The organism is Streptomyces sp. NBC_01808 (genome assembly GCF_035917395.1).
Lineage (GTDB): Bacteria > Actinomycetota > Actinomycetes > Streptomycetales > Streptomycetaceae > Streptomyces.
This window is the reverse complement of record NZ_CP109072.1, coordinates 780681-795543: the sequence shown is the minus strand read 5'-3', so window position 1 is coordinate 795543 and position 14863 is coordinate 780681. Positions and strand designations below refer to the sequence as shown.

At 73.4% G+C, this 14863-nt stretch carries 12 protein-coding genes; 8 read left to right on the top strand and 4 right to left on the bottom strand.

The features are described 5' to 3' along the window. Nucleotides 1-99 precede the first annotated feature (99 nt). On the top strand, nt 100-1035 hold the full coding sequence (locus tag OG946_RS03115; RefSeq protein ID WP_326794623.1) for a hypothetical protein: 936 nt from the start codon (nt 100-102) through the stop codon (nt 1033-1035). A gap of 27 nt (nt 1036-1062) precedes the next feature. Here OG946_RS03115 and OG946_RS03110 read toward each other — a convergent pair whose 3' ends face one another. Continuing rightward, on the bottom strand, nt 1063-1515 hold the full coding sequence (locus tag OG946_RS03110) for a winged helix-turn-helix transcriptional regulator (RefSeq protein WP_326794622.1): 453 nt from the start codon (nt 1513-1515) through the stop codon (nt 1063-1065). 94 nt (nt 1516-1609) lie between these two features. Between OG946_RS03110 and OG946_RS03105 the strand changes: the two genes are divergently transcribed. After that, entirely contained in the window at nt 1610-2848 is a 1239-nt protein-coding gene (locus OG946_RS03105; protein WP_326794621.1) for an MFS transporter, read from the top strand. 74 nt (nt 2849-2922) lie between these two features. Beyond that, nucleotides 2923-4230: a DUF6986 family protein gene (locus OG946_RS03100; RefSeq protein WP_326794620.1), complete on the top strand. Its 1308-nt coding sequence runs from the start codon at nt 2923-2925 to the stop codon at nt 4228-4230. Nucleotides 4231-4390: 160 nt separating this feature from the next. On the opposite strand, the gene OG946_RS03095 is transcribed toward OG946_RS03100, so the two are convergent. Together OG946_RS03095 and OG946_RS03090 are read right to left on the bottom strand one after the other, a co-directional pair. Then, nucleotides 4391-5584 (bottom strand): fumarylacetoacetate hydrolase family protein, encoded by a 1194-nt coding sequence (locus OG946_RS03095; protein WP_326794619.1) that lies wholly within the window; start codon nt 5582-5584, stop codon nt 4391-4393. A 162-nt stretch (nt 5585-5746) separates the two neighbouring features. Next, on the bottom strand, nt 5747-6733 hold the full coding sequence (locus OG946_RS03090) for a LacI family DNA-binding transcriptional regulator (protein ID WP_326800127.1): 987 nt from the start codon (nt 6731-6733) through the stop codon (nt 5747-5749). Between the two features lie 151 nt (nt 6734-6884). On the opposite strand from OG946_RS03090, the gene OG946_RS03085 reads away from it, so the two are divergent. Further along, nucleotides 6885-7859: an ROK family protein gene (locus tag OG946_RS03085; RefSeq protein ID WP_326794618.1), complete on the top strand. Its 975-nt coding sequence runs from the start codon at nt 6885-6887 to the stop codon at nt 7857-7859. A gap of 143 nt (nt 7860-8002) precedes the next feature. On the opposite strand, the gene OG946_RS03080 is transcribed toward OG946_RS03085, so the two are convergent. Beyond that, a complete protein-coding gene (locus tag OG946_RS03080; RefSeq protein ID WP_326794617.1) occupies nt 8003-10123 on the bottom strand; it encodes an NPCBM/NEW2 domain-containing protein in 2121 nt (706 codons plus the stop codon). 273 nt (nt 10124-10396) lie between these two features. On the opposite strand from OG946_RS03080, the gene OG946_RS03075 reads away from it, so the two are divergent. The 4 genes from OG946_RS03075 (at nt 10397) to OG946_RS03060 (ending at nt 14862) form a co-directional block, all read left to right on the top strand. Continuing rightward, entirely contained in the window at nt 10397-11671 is a 1275-nt protein-coding gene (locus OG946_RS03075; RefSeq protein ID WP_326794616.1) for an ABC transporter substrate-binding protein, read from the top strand. A 6-nt stretch (nt 11672-11677) separates the two neighbouring features. After that, nucleotides 11678-12598 carry a carbohydrate ABC transporter permease gene (locus OG946_RS03070; protein ID WP_047014501.1) on the top strand — a complete coding sequence of 307 codons (921 nt, stop codon included), beginning with the start codon at nt 11678-11680 and terminating at the stop codon, nt 12596-12598. Continuing rightward, complete coding sequence (locus OG946_RS03065) at nt 12595-13530, top strand: carbohydrate ABC transporter permease (RefSeq protein ID WP_047014500.1); 936 nt, start codon at nt 12595-12597, stop codon at nt 13528-13530. The genes OG946_RS03070 and OG946_RS03065 overlap by 4 nt, the downstream gene beginning before the upstream one ends. A 375-nt stretch (nt 13531-13905) precedes the next feature. Beyond that, nucleotides 13906-14862: an NUDIX hydrolase gene (locus tag OG946_RS03060; RefSeq protein WP_326794615.1), complete on the top strand. Its 957-nt coding sequence runs from the start codon at nt 13906-13908 to the stop codon at nt 14860-14862. The last annotated feature ends 1 nt before the right edge of the window (nt 14863 follow it).

Here is a 14863-nt window from a genome sequence, read left to right as displayed (position 1 = left end):
CGGGTCCTTACGCGTGCCCGGAGGCGCCGCGGAGTGGCCGCGGGGGCGCCGCTGTGGCGCCGTGGTCGGGCGCGTGCGGCGCGTGGGAGGATGCGGCGCATGAGCGGGAGCGGTGGCACGAGCCCGTACGCCTGGCTGCCGCGGGGCGCGCGGGAGTGGAGCCCGCCGTACGGCGGGCTGCCGGGCACCTGGCCGCGGTTCACGGCGGCGTACGCCCTGCTGGTGCTGCTGCGGATCACCGGGGAGGTGCCGGTGCCGTGGCTGCTCGGAGCGGCGGCGGTCGTGGGCGCGGCGAGCGTGGCGGGGTACTCGCTGCGGCGGCGCGGGTTCCGGCCGCGGGGCGGCAGTTGGGTGGTGGCCGGGCCGGATGCGGCGTCGCTGGTGGTGCCGGGCGGTGCGGCGTGGGCTGCGGTGCGTACGACGGTCGCGGGCGGGGGCCGGGTCCTGGGCGGGGCGGAGGCGGCGGCCGCGCTGCGCGGGGCGGCGGCGCTGCTGCGCGCGGCGGACCGGGACGCGGCGCTGCTGACGGCTGTCGTGTCCGGTCCCGAGCGGGACGGCGGGGCGCAGTACGTCGTGTACGACGAGGCGTCCGCGTTCGTGCTACGGGCCGGTGGCCCCGGCGCATCCCGCGCGGGCCGGCCGGGCGGGAAGCCGGACCGGGGCACCGGCGCCCGGCAGCGGGCGCTCCTCGCGGACGTGGCCGGGGAGTTGGGCGCGGAGGTGCCGCCGGGTGACGGCTCGGGCGGCACCGGTGGTGTGAACGGCGCGGGCAGTCCGGGTGGTGTGAGCGGCGCGGGCGGCCCCGGTGACGTACCGGACGAGCTGACTCCGGCCGGGCGCGCCGCCGCGTCCCTGGCCGCGACGGCCGCCGCGGCCGCCGGAACCCCGCTGCCGGGCACGGATCCCGACGTACGCCCCCTGCCCTGGCCGCCGCACCGCGCCGCCGCCGCGACGGCGGACAGCGCGCTGCGCCTGCTGACGTTCGCGGTGCCGGTCGCGCTGTGGCTCGCCTGGCTCGCGGGTGCCTGGTCCTGAGGCACCCGGAACGGTGTCACCCGCGCATCACCCGGCGGAGACCTTGCGTACCTCGGTCTCGCCGGGACGCAGCCGGCGCCCGTCCGCGGACAGCACCTCCAGCCCGCGCAGGCGCCGCCCCTCCCGCCGGTCGAGCAGCTCCGAGTGCGGTTCGCCGGGCGCGAATGCGTTCTCCTCGCCCCACTGCCGCAGCGCCACGATGACGGGGAAGAGCGCCTCGCCCTTCGGCGTCAGCACGTACTCGCGGTAGGCGGTGCCGTCCGAGGCGGGGACGGAGGCGAGGACGCCGCCGTCGACGAGGGTGCGCAGCCGCGCGGTGAGGATGTTCTTCGCCACCCCGAGGCTGCGCTGGAACTCCCCGAACCGCCTGCTGCCGTCGAAGGCGTCCCGCACGATGAGCAGCGACCACCAGTCGCCGATCGCGTCCACCGACCGGGCGACGGGGCATTCGCTGTCGTCGAAGCGCGTCCTGGCCACCATGGCGGTCCCCTCTCGAAGTCGGTTGCAACATGCTACCAAGCCGGGCTACCGTCTCGCTGGTAGCAAGATGAAACCAGATCGGGGAGGGACGCCCATGCCCGGAAGTGCCGACGCCGCGACCCGGCGGGTCGAGGCCCGCAGCGGAGAAAAACCCGGCCTGTCCCGCGGTGTCGTCATGCTGTTCGCCGTCGCCTGCGGCGCCGCGGTGGCCAACGTCTACTTCTCCCAGCCGCTCCTGGTGGCCATGGGCGACGACCTCGCCATGAGCCCGGCGCTCGTCGGCGTCATCGTCACCCTCACGCACGTCGGGTACGGGCTCGGGCTCTTCCTCCTCGTGCCGCTGGGCGACATGGCCGACCGCAGACGGCTCGTCGTGGCCCAACTGCTGCTGCTGGTGGCGGCGCTGACCGTGGTGGCCGCCGCCCCCACGGCGGCGGTGCTGCTCGCGGGGATGGCCGCGATGGGGCTGCTCGCGGTCGTCACGCAGACGCTGGTGGCCTTCGCCGCGTCGCTGGCCCCGCCCGCCGCGCGCGGCCGGGTCGTCGGGCTGGTCACCGGCGGCGTGGTCATCGGCATCCTGCTCGCCCGTACCGTCTCCGGCGTCCTGGCCGACCTCGCGGGCTGGCGCTCCGTCTACCTCGCCTCCGCCTCGCTCACCGCCCTGCTCGCCCTGGTCCTGCACCGCGCGCTGCCGCGGCACGGCGGCACGCCGCCGACGAGCCTGCGCTACGGGCAACTCCTGCGCTCCACCGTGACCTTGTTCGTACGGGAACCGCTGCTGCGGCTCCGGGCGCTCTTCGGGCTTCTCGTCTTCGCCGCGTTCAGCACCCTGTGGAGCAGCGTCGCGCTGCCGCTCAGCGAGGAGCCGTACTCCCTGTCGCACAGCGCCATCGGGATGCTGGGCCTGATCGGCGTCGTCGGCGCCCTGGCCGCGTCCGCGGCGGGCCGCCTGAACGACCGCGGGCTCTCCGGGCGGACCACAGGCGCCGCCCTGGCGCTGCTCGCTGCCTCCTGGCTCCCGCTTGCCTTCACGCGCGGCTCGCTGTGGGCGCTGGTCGCCGGGGTGATCCTGCTCGACCTCGCCGTGCAGGCGGTCCACGTCACCAACCAGACCCTGATCTACGCGCTGCGCCCCGACGCCGGCAGCCGCCTCATCGGCGGCTACATGGTCTTCTACTCGGTCGGCAGCGCCATCGGCGCCATCGCCGCGACCTCGCTCTACGCGGTGGCCGGATGGGGTGCCGTCTGCGCGCTGGGTGCCGGGTTCAGCGGGCTGGGGTTTGTCCTGTGGGTGGCGACCCGGCGCGGCGCGGCGGTGGCTCGCGGGGTGTGAGCGCTGCCCGTTGACGGTTCGCGGACGCCCGGATACGTTCGGTTTCAACGTTTTGTTGAACACCGGGAGGGTGCATGGTGGCGCAGGACGATTCGGCCGCGACGTCGATCGGCGCCCCCGTACGGGCCCGGATCGCCGCCGCCCTTGCCCCCGTCGACGCCGAACTCGCCCGCCGGTACCCCGGCGACCCCGGCACCCGCCAGCCCGTGCACACCGTCTACGTCCCCGCCGACGCCTTCGGGGCCCGTACCGTACGGGAGTGGGGCCGCCAGGCCCTCGACGCCCTCGACGCGCACGCGCCGGACGCCGGCGTGCTGGCCGCCGCGCTCGGGCTGCCGGCGGGGGCGGCGTCGGAGGTGTACGACCGGGTGCGCGCCAAGCTCGCGCGCGAGCCGGTCGAGGACCTGCGCGTCGACTTCGAGGACGGCTACGGGCCGCGCCCCGACGACGAGGAGGACGCCGCGGCGGTGGCCGCCGCCCGGCTCGTCGCGGAGGCCGTCGCCGACGGCGGGGCGCCGCCGTACGCCGGCATCCGTGCCAAGTGCCTGGAGGCCCCCGTCCGCGACCGCGCCATCCGCACGCTCGACCTCTTCCTCACCGCGCTGCTGCGGGCGGGCGGCGGCGCGCTGCCGGACGGGCTGGTGCTGACGCTGCCGAAGGTCACGTACCCGGAGCAGGTGAGCGCGATGGCGGCGCTGCTGGGGGAGTTCGAGCGGGTGCACGGCCTCCCGGCGGGGCGGCTCGGCTTCGAGATCCAGATCGAGACGACGCAGGCGATCCTCGGCGCGGACGGCCGCGCCACGGTTGCGCGGATGATCGACGCGGCGGGCGGGCGGGCGACGGGGCTGCACTACGGCACGTTCGACTACAGCGCGGCGTGCGGGGTGAGCGCGGCGCACCAGTCGATGGACCACCCGGTGGCGGACCACGCGAAGGCCGTGATGCAGGTGGCCGCGGCGGGTACGGGCGTACGGCTCTCCGACGGCTCGACGAACGTGCTGCCGGTGGGCGGCACGGCGCAGGTACACGCGGCCTGGCGGCTGCACTACGGCCTGGTGCGGCGGTCGTTGGCGCGGGCGTACTACCAGGGCTGGGACATGCATCCGGGGCATCTGCCGACGCGGTACGCGGCGGTGTACGCGTTCTACCGCGAGGGCCTGGACGCGGCGTGCGCCAGGCTGACGGCGTACGCGGGGCGCTTGGGCGGGGCGGGGGGCGGCGCCGGTGCCGTACTGGACGAGCCCGCGACGGCGCGGGCGCTGAGCGGCTATCTGCTGCGGGGCCTGGACTGCGGGGCGGTGGACGAGGCGGAGGTCACGGACCGAACGGGCCTGGGGCGTACGGAACTCGACGCGCTGGCGGGCCGTCCGCCGCGGGGGTGAGGGCGGGGCTCGGCCGGGAGCGGGGGGACAGGGGCCCGGCTGGCTGGCCCGCCGTGGGCGGGGCGTGCGTGTCAGCGGAGCGGCCTACCCTGGGGCGGGCGTGCGGGGAGACGTCAGGGCGTCAGGGCGGCCAGGCGTCGGGGCGCATACGCGTACGGCGTCAACGCGTCGCCGCCCCGAGCAGGCCGCGGTGGGCGAGGTTGGCGTACAGGGCGCGGATGCCCGCCTCCCACGGCGGTGCCTGCTCGCTGGTGGTGACGGTGTTGCGCAGGGTGCCGAGGAGGGGCGTCGAGATCTCCACCAGGTCACCCTCGCGGTGGGTGAAGCCGCTGCCCGGAGCGCCGCGGTCGGCGGTGGGTGCGAAGAGCGTGCCGGTGAACAGCACGACGCCATCCGGGTATTGATGGCGGCGGTTCACGGCCTGGGCGACCAGCGTCTCCAGCGGGCGGCTGATGCGCGCCATGTCGGACGAGTCGCGCAGCACGAAGCCGTCCTCTCCCCGCACGGACAGGGCGATCGTCGCGTCGCGTACGGAGTCGACGGTGAAGGCGTCGTCGGTGAGGCGGACGAACGGGCCGAGGGCGGTGGAGGCGTTGTTGTCCTTCGCCTGGGGCAACAGCAGGGCACTGCGGCCCTCGATGTCGCGGAGGTTCACGTCGTTGCCGAGGGTGACGCCCGCGACGCGGCCGTCCGAGGCGACGACGAGGACCAACTCGGGCTCGGGGTTGTTCCATTCGGAGACCTCGGCCACGCCTATCCGCGCCCCGTACCCCACCGCCGACAGCACCGGGCCCTTGGTGAAGATCTCTGCGTCCGGCCCGAGGCCGACCTCCAGGTACTGCGACCAGAGCCCCTGCTCCCGCAGCCACGCCAGCAGTTCGACGGCCTCCGGGCTGCCGGCCCGTACCGTCTCCAGCCGGGTGCCGAGCCGCGCGCCGATCCGCGCCCGGATCTCGTCCGCCGCGGCGGCGACGCCGCCCGCGCGCTCCTCGATGACCCGCTCCATCATGCTGTCCGCGAACGTCACCCCGGCCGCCTTGAGCACCTGCAGATCCACCGGCGCCAGCAGCCGCGCCCGGCCCGCGTCCCCGGCGGCGGTGGCCGCCAGCACCTCGCCCAGCGGCCAGCTCCGCCCACCCGCCGCCCCGCGGACGCGCGCGGCGGCGTCGGGGTGCTCCAGCAGATCCGAGACGGTCGGCCCGAGGGGGGTGATGTCGACGAGGACGTCGCCGCGGACGGTGACCTGACTCGGGCCGCCGTCGGCGGGGTCGAGCAGGCGGCCGACCAGCAGGGCGGCGTCCGCGTCTGCGGGCAGGACGTCGGCGGGGGCGGAGGGGATCTCACGGGAGGCCATGGGGTTCCGGCCTTTCTGTGCGCGTGGCGGCGGTGCTCGTACGGACTTCGCATGATGATCGGAACACACCCACCCGGGAAAGGGGGAGCCCCCGGCGGCGATCTCGTCACCGGTCACCGTGCAGAAGCTCGGCCCGTATCCGACGCCGCCGGCAGCCGCGCGTCAGAAGACCGGCGGCTGTTCGCCCGAGCCGCGGGTGATCAGGCGGGTCGGCAAGACCAGCCGGTCCGGGTCGCCCACCGCGCCGTCCAGGCGCTGGAAGAGCCGGGCCGCCGCGCGGCGGCCCAGTTCCGCCGGGTCCTGGGCGACGACGGTGACCCCGGGGGAGAGCAGGTCGGCCATCTCGAAGTCGTCGAAGCCGACCAGCGCCGCCGTCCGGCCGCCGGCCGTCAGCGTCCGTACGGCCGTGACGGTGACCCGGTTGTTGCCCGTGAACAGGGCCGTCACCGGATCAGGCCCTGACGTCATCCGTACGCACTCCGCCGCCACCCGCGCCGGCTCCGTGCTGCCCAGCGAGGTCCACCCCGCGGCCACCGGCAGCCCGGCGTCCGCCATCGCCGCCCGGTAGCCGCGCAGCCGCTCGGCGGCGGTGTGGATGCGGGGGTGGTCGCCGATGAAGCCGATCCTGCGGTGCCCGTGGCCGACGAGGTGCTCGACCGCCCGGCGGGCGCCGCCGTGGTTGTCGGACAGCACGGTGTCGGCGCTGATCCGCCCGGGCGGCCTGTCGACGAAGACGGCGGCCACGCCCGCGGCCAGCTCCGGCTCCAGATAGCGGTGGTCGGTGCTGGCCGGCACGACCACCAGCCCGTCCACGCGCCGTGCGCACAGCGCGAGCACCAACTCCTCCTCGCGCGCGGGGTCCTCGCCGCTGGAGCCGTGGATGAGCAGCGAGCCGTGCGCGCGGGCGACCTCCTCGACGGCCCCGCTGAGAGGCGCGTAGAACGGGTCGGCCAGGTCCTCCAGCACCAGCCCGACGGTGGCGGTGCGGCCCTTGCGCAGGATGCGGGCGCTGTCGTTGCGGCGGAAGCCGAGCGCGTCGATGGCCTCCCGCACCCGCCGCTCGGTCTCCTGCGTGACGCCGGGCTCGCCGTTGACCACCCGCGAGACGGTCTTGAGGCCGACACCCGCGCGGGCGGCGACGTCCTTCATCGTCGGACGGCTGCCGTAGCGGGGCCGCTGCGGGCCGGTGAGGTGATCGGACACGCGCCTGATGATAGGGGCTGGACAACGTTGTCACGCTACCGGCAGACTGTCCGCGCACCGCATCCGCCGCCCGCCCCGGCCCCCAGGAGACGCCACGATGGTCGCCGCCCAGCCGACCGAGCTCGTCGCCGCGCTCGACATCGGCGGTACGAAGACGGCCGCGGCCCTCGTCGACGTCGGCGGCCGGCTCCTCGCCCGGGCCCAGCGGCCCACGCCCGCCGCCGCGGACGGCGCGACCATCGCCGCCGCCGTCACCGGCGTGCTGCGCGACCTGGCCGCCGCCGACCCCGCAGGATGGGCCCGCGCGACCGCCGTGGGCATCGGCAGCGCCGGACCCGTGGACGCCTCCGTGGGCACCGTCAGCCCCGTCAACATCCCCGGCTGGCGCGACTACCCGCTGGTGGCCGCCGTGGGCGAGGCCGCCGGCGGGCTGCCCGTGGTGCTCGTCGGCGACGGCGTCGCCATGGCCGCCGCCGAGCACTGGCAGGGTGCCGCCCGCGGCCGGTCCGCGGCGCTGTGCATGGTCGTCTCCACCGGCGTCGGCGGCGGGCTCGTCCTCGACGGGCGCCCGTACCCGGGACCCACCGGCAACTCGGGGCACATCGGCCACATCTCCGTCGACCTCGACGGAGACCCGTGCCCCTGCGGCGGCCGCGGCTGTGTGGAGCGGATCGCCTCGGGGCCGAACATCGCCCGCCGTGCCCTCGCCGCCGGCTGGACCCCGGGCCCGGACGGCGACGACACCGCCGCCGGCGTCGCCGCCGCGGCCCGCGCCGGCGATCCCGTGGCGCTGGCCTCCTTCGACCGGGCCGCCAAGGCCCTGGCCGCGGGCATCGCCGCCACCGCGACGCTGGTCGAGATCGAGGCCGCGGTGATCGGCGGCGGCGTGGCGGCGGCCGGGGAGCTGCTGTTCGCGCCGGTGCGGCAGCACCTGAAGGCGTACGCCGCGCTGTCGTACGCCGCCGAGGTGGCGGTGGTCCCAGCGCATCTCGGTACGGACGCGGGTCTGATCGGCGCCGCCGCGGCGGCGGCGCAGAAGCTGGGCCTGCGGCGGTTCACCGCGTCCGGCTGACGGCCGGTTGCGGTGCGGGGCAGCGGCCCGGCGCGTACGGCAGCGGGTGCTGCCGGGCCGGTGCCCCGCGGGCGGGTGCGGCGCCGCGTGCGTCAGGCGCGGCGGCGCACCCGCCCTCCTTCACGGCCGTACGCGACGGGGCATCAGCAGGTGAACTGCGCGTCCGCCCAGTCGCCGTGGTCGTGGTCCACGCCGTCGCCGCCGTCGGTGACGACCAGCCGTACGGTCTGCGCGCCGCCGATGTCCGCGGACAGCGGCTGCGCCGCCTTGTCGCCTGTCAGCACGCCGGAGTCCGCGACCTTGGCGCCGTCCGCCCAGACCTCGAAGGACACCGAGCCGTTGGTCCCGGTCTCGTCGTCCACCCCGACCCGGGCGCTGAACGTCTCGCACTCCTCGCCGGTGTAGAAGCCGATGTCGCTGGCGGCGTGCACGCCCAGGCCCTTGGCATACGTCTGGCCGCCGAGGGTGAGGGGCTTGCCGTCGCCCGCCGGCTGCTCGCCGACGCTGGTGTCCCGCTCCACCGGACCCCAGCCGTTGCCGGCCTCCAGCCACTCCCAGTCGCTCGCGTACGTCGTCCCCGCCGGTGGGCTCGCGACCACGTACGCCGCGCCCGCCGAGGTCAGCGACACCGTCTGGCCGGACGGTGCCGCGTAGCCGGCGGAGAGCGGGAACTCCTGACGGCCGGTGCCGGCGCCCGCGGGGGCGGTGACCCGCCACGTGGTGGTCAGCTTGCCGCCCGGCTTGAGCTGCTTCGCCGTGGTGGGGGAGTCGGTCTCCACCTGCCAGCCCGCCGGGGCGTCGAAGGCGACGGTGACGTTCTTCGCCGGGGTGACGCCGGTGTTGCGGAACGTCGTCGTCACCCCGGCCTCGCCGCCCGCCTCGACGTACGGGGTCGCGTCGGTGCCGAACTCGGCGGCCGGCGGGTAGGAGCCGGCGTCCTCGCTGGGCCAGACGCGGTACATCACGGTCCCGTGCGCGGGCACCGACGCGGAGATCTCGCCGCCGGTGTTGTAGTCCGCGTGCTGCCACAGGTCGCGCATCCGGTAGCCCTCCGCGGCCGGCAGTCCCACGGCCTCGGCGGTGGTGGAGATGCGCTGCGGAGCGCCCGACTCGTTGAAGAGCGCCACGGCGCGGCTGCCGTCCGCCATCTCCTTGGCGACGACCCACCGGCCGCCCTCGGAGGTGACCACGGCGCCCTGCTTGCCCAGCGGGTCCTGGTCGACGGCGATGACGTCCCTGTTCTCCAGGATCTCGAACGTCGCCTCGTCCGCGGTGCGCAGGTCGGAGCCGATGAGCAGCGGCGCCGCCATGATGGACCACATCGAGAAGTGCGTGCGGTACTCGGTGTCGGTCATGCCGCCGTTGCCGACCTCCAGCATGTCCGGGTCGTTCCAGTGGCCCGGGCCCGCGTACTCGGCGAGCGGCAGGTTCTGCTTCATGATGCCGAGCATGCTGGACCAGTTGTCGCTGATGTCACCGGTCGTACGCCACAGATGCCCGACGTCCGCGGCCCACTCCCACGGCTTGTTCTGGCCCCACTCGCAGATGCTGTAGACGATGGGCCGGCCGGTGGTCTCGGAGGCGGCCTTCAGCGCGTCGCGCATCTTGGTGTACCGCTGGATGGCGTCGACGCCCTGGTTGTTGCAGTTGTCGTACTTGAGGTAGTCGATGCCCCACTCCGCGAACTGCATCGCGTCGCTCTCCTCGTGCCCGAGGGCACCGGGGAAGCCGGCGGAGTTGCAGGTCTTGGTGCCGGCGCTGGTGTAGATGCCGATCTTCAGACCCTTGGAGTGGACGTAGTCGGCCACGGCCTTGATCCCGTCGGGGAAGCGCACGGGGTCGGGGACGAGCTTGCCGTTCGCGTCGCGCTGGGGGAGGGCCCAGCAGTCGTCGAGGTTGACGTACTCGTAGCCGGCGTCCTTCAGACCGCGCTCGACGAAGATGTCGGCGATGCCCTTGACCATCTCGTGGTCGAACTCCGCCCGGCAGTGGGTGGAGTTCCAGTTGTTGAAGCCCATGGGCGGGGTCTTCGCCAGCCCGTCGGGCAGCCGCACCGCCGGCTGGGCCGCGGGCTGGGCCGCGGGCTGGGCCGCGGGCTGGGCCGCGGGCTTCGCGGCGGCGGTCGCGCTCTGCGTCTGGGCTCCCCTGGGCGCCGCCGCGGCCGGCGCGGTGAGGACCGCGCACAGCGCGACCGCTCCCGCGGCGCCGACCACCGCGCGCGCGTACGGTCTGGCGGCTCTTCGTGCGGAGGGCAGTTTCCGCATCGGATCCACTCCTCTGGGTGGGGGTGCTGCGAACAGGACGGGTCATGGACGCGTCACACGAGCGTTTACGGTAGAGCTTGTTCGCTTCTGTCGGAAGAGATGCGGTAACAGTTGGCTGACACTCGGTCAAAACCCTTGACAGTGCCCGTGGGTGGAGGTGTGATCCCACAATCTTCGTTCGGTTGTGTTTGGTTAACACTCCACGGAAGGGGAGCGATGAGCGCCTCATCTTCTGCCAGCAGGACTGTAGGCCGCCCCACCACCGCACCACCGATGACGCGCCGGAGTCTGCTGCGAGGAGCCGCTCTCGGCGCCGGCGCCGTCACCCTCCCGACCCTGCTCGCCGCCTGCGGAAGCGGCCCGGGCGGGGACGGCAAGACCGTGACGCTGGGGTCGAACGCCTCCGACGAGGTGCCCCGCAAGGCGTTCCAGGACGCGTTCGACCTGTTTGAGAAGAAATCGAAGAAGAAGGTCGAGGTCAACACCGTCGACCACAACACGTTCCAGGAGAACATCAACCGCTATCTGCAGGGCCAGCCGGATGACGTGTTCATGTGGTTCGCCGGCTACCGCATGCAGTTCTTCGCCGAGCGCGGGCTGCTCACGGAGATCAGCGACCTGTGGAAGGGCTTCGACGGGTTCTCCGGCGCGCTGAAGGACCAGTCCACGGGCGCCGACGGCAAACAGTACTTCGTGCCGTTCTACTACTACCCGTGGGCGGTCTTCTACCGGAAGAGCGTCTTCGAGCAGGGCGGCTACGAGATACCGACGACCTTCGACCAGTACACCGCCCTGGCCAAGCAGATGCAGAAGGACGGCCTGGTCCCGTTCGCCTTCGGCGACAAGGACGGCTGGCCGGCCATGGGCACGTTCGACTATCTCAACATGCGCGCCAACGGGTACGAGTTCCACAAGTCGCTGATGGCCGGCGAGGAGTCCTGGACCGACCCCCGGGTGCGCGAGGTCTTCGACCTGTGGCGCGGCCTCATGCCGTACCACGACAAGGGCGCCAACGGCCGCACCTGGCAGGAGGCCGCGCAGTCGCTGGCGCAGAAGAAGACCGGCATGGCCGTCCTCGGCCTGCCGCACCCCGGCCAGCAGTTCGCCGAGGCTGACCGCGATGACCTCGACTTCTTCCCGTTCCCCGAGATATCCCCCGAGCACGGGCAGGACGCGGTCGAGGCGCCCATCGACGGCTTCCTGATGTCGTCCAAGGTCAAGAACGAGGAAGGTGCCCAGGAACTGCTGAAGTTCCTCGCCACCCCGGCCGCCGAGGACGCGTATCTGAAGACCGACCCCAACAACGTCGCCGTGCACTCGGGCGCCGACACCTCCGCCTACTCGACGCTGCAGAAGAAGGCGGCGGAGATGGTCTCGAACGCCAAGCAGATATCCCAGTTCCTCGACCGGGACACCCGCCCCGACTTCGCCTCGACGGTCATGATCAAGGCGCTCCAGGACTTCATCGACGACCCGGGCGACATCGACGGCCTGCTCAACGGCATCGAGAGCCAGAAGAAGACCATCTTCGCCGAGGGCCAGGAGTAGCCCGCCGTGCCGCTCGTCAACCACGCGCGGCGCACCCGACGGCGGGGTCCGCGGCGGTTCACCGCCCGCGACCTCGCCGTCATCGGCGTGCTGCTGGGCTTCGCCATCCTGCTGGACCTGTTCATCATCTGGGGGCCGACCGTCGCCTCCATCACCCTCTCTTTCTCCTCCTGGGACGGTCTGTCCGACCTGAGCTGGGTCGGCGGCGACAACTACGACACGCTCGCCGGCGGCGACTACCCGCCCTTCTGGCCGGCGGTGCGCAACAACCTGCTGTGGATCGCGTTCCTGGGGCTGGTCGCCACGCCCTTCGGGCTGCTGCTCGCGGTCGTCATCGACCGCGGCGTGCGCTTCTCGCGCTTCTACCAGTCCACGATCTACCTGCCGGTGGTGCTCTCCCTCGCCGTCGTCGGCTTCATCGCCCAGCTGATCTTCTCCCGCGACCAGGGCGCGCTGAACGCCATCCTGGGCAACGAGAACAACCCCACCGACTGGCTCGGCGACCGCGACCTCAACATCTGGATGGTGCTGCTGGCCGCCGGCTGGCGGCATACCGGCTACGTGATGATCCTCTATCTGGCCGGACTCAAGGCGGTGGCGCCCGAGCTGAAGGAGGCCGCCGCCATCGACGGCGCGAACGAGCGGCAGACCTTCCTGCGCGTGGTCTTCCCCACGATGCGGCCGGTCAACGTCGTCGTCCTCGTCATCACCGTCATCGAGGCGCTACGCGCCTTCGACATCGTCTACGCCATCAACAAGGGCAGAAACGGCCTGGAACTGCTCTCCGTGCTCGTCACCGACAACATCATCGGCGAGGCCAGCCGCATCGGCTTCGGCTCCGCCATCGCCGTGGTGCTGCTCACCGTCTCCCTGGGGTTCATCGTGACGTACCTGGTGCAGGAGATGCGCGGGGAGGAGCACCGATGACCGCCGACATACCCACCGCGACCACGCCGCGCCCCGCCGCGGCGCCGGCCGGGAAGCCGGACCGGGAGGCAGGGAAGCGGCCGCGCCGCGGCCGGTTCGGCGTGCACATCTTCCTCGGCGGGGTCTCGCTGGCCTTCCTGGCCCCGCTGCTTCTCGCCGTGTACGCCTCGCTGCGCCCGTACGAGGAGACCGCCGAGCACGGCTACTTCTCCTTCCCCCGCAAGCTGTCCTTCGACTACTACCGGCAGGCGTTCTCCGACTCGGAGATGAGCAAGTACTTCGTCAACTCGCTCATCATCGCCGTGCCCGGCGTGCTGATCGTGCTGTTCCTGGCGTCGTTCGCCGCCTTCGTGCTGGCCCGGCTGCGCATCCGCGGCGGCTTCTTCCTGCTCATCCTCTTCACCGCGGGCAACCTGCTGCCGCAGCAGGTCATCGTCACCCCGCTGTACGTGATGTTCAACCGCATCGAGCTGCCGTACTGGATGTCCGAGTCGATGACGATGTACGACTCGTACTGGGCCGTCATCTCCGTCAACGTCGGCTTCCAGCTCGGCTTCTGCGTCTTCGTGCTGGCGAACTTCATGCGCGCGCTGCCCACCGAGATCCTGGAGGCGGCGGTCGTCGACGGCGCCGGGGTGTGGACCCAGTACTGGCGGATCACCCTGCCCCTGTGCCGCCCGGCGCTGGCGGCCCTGGGGACGCTGCAGTTCACCTGGATGTACAACGACTTCCTGTGGGCGCTGGTCTTCATCTCCGACGGCGACAAGCTCCCGATCACCTCGGCGCTCAACAACCTGCGCGGGCAATTCTTCACGGACTACAACTTGCTCGCGGCCGGATCCGTGCTGGTCGCGCTCCCGACGATCATCGTCTTCCTGCTGCTGCAGCGGCACTTCATCGCCGGTCTCACGCTCGGCTCGACCAAGGGGTGAGGCGGCTGGGAAAGCGACGGCGGCCCGCAGGAGAGGGGCTACGGCGGCCCGGGGGGAGCCGTCGGTCAGCCCATCTGACCTCCGGACCGGGCCGCCGAACCCGGCCCGCACGAAGCGGGCAGGTGGGCGCCATCCTGCCTGGTGGGCGGGGTGCGATGGAGGGGCCGAACGGCCCCCAGCCGGACCCCGTCCGGCACGGTTGGGCCGGGCTCGACCGCGCACGGGCCACGCGGCCGCCCGGCTTCGTCCGCGACCCGGCGTCATTGCGCCGGGTTACGGCGGTGTGACGTAGCCCTGCGGCCAAACTCTTCGCACGGAGTTTCCCCGGGAGCGGGTAGCGGGCAACTCTCTGGGGGCGGCTGAGAGGGGGAACATGTGATCGTCTGGTTGAACGGTGCATGGGATACGGGTCTGCGCCGCGTCGCGCACGAACTGGTGGAGCTGACGCCGGGGAGCATTCTCTACGACCCGGAGCTGACGGGCGGACAACTGCGCGCACTGCTGCCGCAGAAGCGCCTGGACGAGGTCGGCGACGAGCGGGAGCTGCCGTCGTGGCGCCGGCTGGTGATCGAGACGGCGGCGGCGCTGCTGGCGGAGGCGGACGGTCCGCTCGTGGTGCCGGCGGCGCTGTGGCGCGAGGAGCACCGCGACGAGATCTTCGGCAGGCTGGCCTCGCGCGGCTTCGAAGTACGCCATCTGCTGGTCTCGTTTGACGAAACGATCCTGCACGCCGGGTCCTTCCCGCATTGGCTCACCGGCGACGCCCACCTCGTCGACGCCGCAGGTCAGAGCGCACGCGAGGCCGCCGAGGAGATCGCCTCGCGCCTGCGCGCCGGGGCCGGATACTGCGACATCGTGCAGAACTCCGAGCCCACCGGCGAGACGCTCGCCGCCGGCGTGCTGCTCTTCGACGAGGACGACCGGGTGCTCCTCGTCGATCCCACGTACAAGCCGGGCTGGGAGTTCCCCGGCGGCGTCGTCGAGGCCGGCGAGGCGCCGGCGCGCGGCGGCGTCCGGGAGGTGGCGGAGGAGCTGGGGCTGAGCCTGCGGCGGGCGCCGCGGCTGCTGGTGGTGGACTGGGAGCCGCCCCGGCCGCCCGAGTACGGCGGGCTGCGGCTCCTCTACGACGGCGGGCGGCTGGGCCCCGCGGAGGCGGCCGGTGTGCTGCTGCCGGGCCCCGAGCTGCGCGCCTGGCGGTTCGTCACGGAGGACGAGGCGGGCGTGCTGCTGCCGTCGGTGCGGTTCAGCCGGCTGCGCTGGGCGCTGCGGGCGCGGCGGCAGGGGGCGGCGGTCTACCTGGAGGGCGGGGCGCCGGTCGCGGACGGGGCGTAGC

Excerpts from the sequence above, each read along its gene's own strand:
- OG946_RS03090 (WP_326800127.1), bottom strand. The coding sequence starts at position 6,733 with ATGAAGGACGTCGCCGCCCGCGCGGGTGTCGGCCTCAAGACCGTCTCG.
- OG946_RS03100 (WP_326794620.1), top strand. The coding sequence starts at position 2,923 with ATGGTGGCGCAGGACGATTCGGCCGCGACGTCGATCGGCGCCCCCGTA.
- OG946_RS03065 (WP_047014500.1), top strand. The coding sequence starts at position 12,595 with ATGACCGCCGACATACCCACCGCGACCACGCCGCGCCCCGCCGCGGCG.
- OG946_RS03105 (WP_326794621.1), top strand. The coding sequence starts at position 1,610 with ATGCCCGGAAGTGCCGACGCCGCGACCCGGCGGGTCGAGGCCCGCAGC.
- OG946_RS03110 (WP_326794622.1), bottom strand. The coding sequence starts at position 1,515 with ATGGTGGCCAGGACGCGCTTCGACGACAGCGAATGCCCCGTCGCCCGG.
- OG946_RS03080 (WP_326794617.1), bottom strand. The coding sequence starts at position 10,123 with ATGCGGAAACTGCCCTCCGCACGAAGAGCCGCCAGACCGTACGCGCGC.
- OG946_RS03075 (WP_326794616.1), top strand. The coding sequence starts at position 10,397 with ATGACGCGCCGGAGTCTGCTGCGAGGAGCCGCTCTCGGCGCCGGCGCC.
- OG946_RS03085 (WP_326794618.1), top strand. The coding sequence starts at position 6,885 with ATGGTCGCCGCCCAGCCGACCGAGCTCGTCGCCGCGCTCGACATCGGC.
- OG946_RS03115 (WP_326794623.1), top strand. The coding sequence starts at position 100 with ATGAGCGGGAGCGGTGGCACGAGCCCGTACGCCTGGCTGCCGCGGGGC.
- OG946_RS03095 (WP_326794619.1), bottom strand. The coding sequence starts at position 5,584 with ATGGCCTCCCGTGAGATCCCCTCCGCCCCCGCCGACGTCCTGCCCGCA.